Source organism: Synechocystis sp. LEGE 06083, from assembly GCF_015207725.1.
Taxonomy (GTDB): domain Bacteria; phylum Cyanobacteriota; class Cyanobacteriia; order Cyanobacteriales; family Microcystaceae; genus Synechocystis; species Synechocystis salina.
This window is the reverse complement of sequence record NZ_JADEWJ010000369.1, coordinates 1-2,923: the sequence shown is the minus strand read 5'-3', so window position 1 is coordinate 2,923 and position 2,923 is coordinate 1. Positions and strand designations below refer to the sequence as shown.

Sequence of the window (2,923 nt, the reverse complement as noted above, 5' to 3'; positions counted from 1 at the left end):
CCCTCACCCCCAAGGGTGTATCACTGGGAGCTACCCGCACATTACTAAAGTAACCGGTGGCATAGATAGCGTTGACATCCTCTTGCAACTGACTGCGCGTAGTGGTGCGGCCGGGTTGGGTACGAATGGCGTTATAAACTAACAGCTCCAGTTCCGGGGTAGTGCCGGTAACTAATACTTCACTGACCAATACCCTTGGTTCTTCCTGGGCCGGGGCTGGAGTGGTGGTGCTGGGGCTAGCCGGAGGGGTAAAACTGGGTAGGGTCTGGGTCGGCCCCGGAGTACCTTCGGTGGTGGTGGGAGGAGCATCGGGGGTGAAGGCAGGGGCTTCCTCCACCGTTTCTTCTTCAATGGTGGTCTCCATTTCCACCTCTTCTACCTGCTCTTCCACAGGGGCTTGGGCCATTAATGAAGAGTCGTTCCCAAGCTGGTCTATGGGACTAGTTGACGTCGCTGTTGTTGCTACAGATTCCTGCTCACCCTGGGCCATGGCGGGGAGGGATGCCGTATCTTTGACTGCCTTGACGGACTCAATAGATGCTATGGAAGCAAGATCATCCACCGCTCTATCCAAATTTCCAGCCCCAACCTCCATATCTGCAGTTTCCGGGGGCAGAACCTCGATCGCCGTATTGGTCGCATCAATGGGGGAGACAATTTCCTGGGGAGAAGATGCGCCAAAGGCCTCCGATTCGGAAGTGGGGCCGGGAAAATTAAGTTCCGGAGATGGGGAAACCAATAGCTCCGTGCTGTCCCCATCGGCCAACATATTGAGGGGAGAAAATGGCTGAGTTGCCTGGGCTGGAGATGCCCCCAGAACAAGACCACTGGTTAACAAAAGAAGTCGATAGTAAGGAGAAAGAGTCACGCTTTTGTTCTGGTTTGACACGTCCTGACACCCAATTCAAGCCATTAATATTGATACAGACACAGGGGGTACGGAAAAATACCCAAAAACAACGCCGCGATGGCTAGGGATTCGCCGCGATTGCTTGCCCATTATCGAGTCCCGTCGGTTTCCTGACAAGCCGTTTGTGCAAGGTTTTAAACTGGTAGGTTGACCCAGACCCGTTGGAAAGGTTCCAAACCAAGCAAGGGCGATCAGGAGGCACCTATTTGGGACTGCAGGCGCTCAATTTGGCTTAAAACCCGTTTTTCCACCGTTTGGTAAGCAGATTCAATTTCGCCCAAATCCCGCCGGAAACGATCTTTGTCCAACACCCTGGCCTGGGGATCGGTCTGGGTGTTATCCCACAAACGACAGGTATCCGGACTAATTTCATCGGCTAAAATAATCCTCCCCTGGCGATCGCCGCCGAATTCTAACTTGAAGTCCACCAGGGTAATGTCGCACTGGGCAAAGAATCGTTGGAGATGCTGGTTAATATTTAGGGCCAAGTCCTTGAGGGTCTGCAATCCCGCTTCATCGGTGACTCCCAACAGCAAGGCCCGCTCCCAGGTCAGCAGGGGATCCCCCAGGGCATCATCTTTAAGGTAGAACTCCACCAACGGGTTGCCCAAGACCAAGCCTTCCTTCAAACCCGTTTGCTTACAAAGACTACCGGCGGCAATATTACGCACCACCACCTCCAGGGGAATAATGTCCACTGCTTTCACCAACATTTGGTCATTTTGGGGGCAGTCAAGGTAATGGGTGGGAATCCCCAGGGTTTCTAGCCAACGGAATAGGGCCGCTGAAATGGCGCAGTTAATGGCCCCTTTGCCCTGGATTTGACCTTTTTTTTGGGCATTAAAGGCGGTGGCATCGTCTTTAAAAATAGTTAGCAGTACATCTGGATCCTCTGTGGGGTAAAGGATTTTAGCCTTGCCTTCGTACAGTTTTTCCATGGAAGAGTTACCAAAATTGACAGCGAACTAACCTTGGGGCTGACCTGACCCTGAACCGATTTTAGCGGAGATGGGTATTAATACTTGGCTCCGGCAAAGGAAAGATTACCATGGTGGTGTGGGGCGCCAGTCCCGTCGGCCCAGGGAGCAAGAGGAGACCATCAAATGTTAAAGGCAGTGTTATTAGACTTCAATGGCGTGGTGATCAACGACGAAGCCATTCACCGGGCCCTAATTGACGAGTTGCTCCTCACGGAGAATTTGCGTCCCCTCACCCCAGCCGATTACCAACAGTTTTGTTTAGGCCGCAGCGACCGGGCCTGTTTGGTGGATTTGTTTGAGCATCGGGGTCGGGGGCTAACGGAAGCCTATCTGCAAAAGTTAATTGACCGCAAAGCGGAGAGTTACCATCAAAAACTGGTGGCCCTGGAAACCCTACCCATCTATGAGGGATTGAAGGAGTTTCTTAATAAATTGCAGTTACAACGATTGGCGATCGCCTTGGTGACGGGGGCTGTGAGGGCGGAAGTGGAATATGTGCTAGACCGAGCCGGCCTTGCATCTTACTTCCCGGTCATTGTGGCGGGGGATGATATTACTACGAGCAAACCCCAACCGGAGGGTTATCAACTGGCCATCACTAAACTCAATCAATGGCGTCAAAGCCAAGCGGTGGCCGATAGCCTATTGGATGATACCGCTCCCCTGTTGCCGGAAAATTGTCTGGCGATCGAGGATACCTTTGCTGGCATTGAAGCAGCGAAAAAGGCCGGCATTGCGGTAGTTGGCATTGCCCACACCTACCCCTATCACTTCATGCAACGGCAAGCGAACTGGGCCGTGGACCGCTTTGATGAGTTGGATCTAGACCGTTTACAGGTAATTTTTTCTCGGCCCAAGGTGGCAGTTTAAACCTTACTTAAAACTGCAAATAACAATTTGAGAATTAGCAAAAATAGAGCAATGGTGGCCATAACGGCGATCGCCCCGGCCATGGCGGCAATAATGACCGTGACAAGGACGGGAAAATCCAATTGGGCCGCCAATTCGACGATCACGGGCCAGCGGCTCAAAC

Annotated in this window: 3 protein-coding genes; 1 reads left to right on the top strand and 2 read right to left on the bottom strand. The window is 52.4% G+C overall.

What is annotated here, in order from left to right; translation table 11 throughout:
• Both IQ219_RS18610 and purC read right to left on the bottom strand, forming a co-directional pair.
• On the bottom strand, positions 1 to 889 hold an 889-nt coding region (locus IQ219_RS18610), incomplete at its 3' end, for a POTRA domain-containing protein (protein ID WP_368667637.1).
• 212 nt (positions 890 to 1,101) lie between these two features.
• Positions 1,102 to 1,848: a phosphoribosylaminoimidazolesuccinocarboxamide synthase gene (gene purC / locus IQ219_RS18605; protein WP_194018974.1), complete on the bottom strand. Its 747-nt coding sequence runs from the start codon at positions 1,846 to 1,848 to the stop codon at positions 1,102 to 1,104.
• 165 nt (positions 1,849 to 2,013) lie between these two features.
• Here purC and IQ219_RS18600 point away from each other — a divergent pair, with 165 nt between their 5' ends.
• Positions 2,014 to 2,760, top strand: coding sequence for an HAD family phosphatase (locus tag IQ219_RS18600; protein WP_194073591.1), 747 nt, complete (start codon positions 2,014 to 2,016; stop codon positions 2,758 to 2,760).
• Positions 2,761 to 2,923 lie beyond the last annotated feature (163 nt).

Coding starts and splice junctions, on each gene's coding strand:
- IQ219_RS18600 (WP_194073591.1), top strand. CDS start 2,014: ATGTTAAAGGCAGTGTTATTAGACTTCAATGGCGTGGTGATCAACGAC.
- purC (WP_194018974.1), bottom strand. CDS start 1,848: ATGGAAAAACTGTACGAAGGCAAGGCTAAAATCCTTTACCCCACAGAG.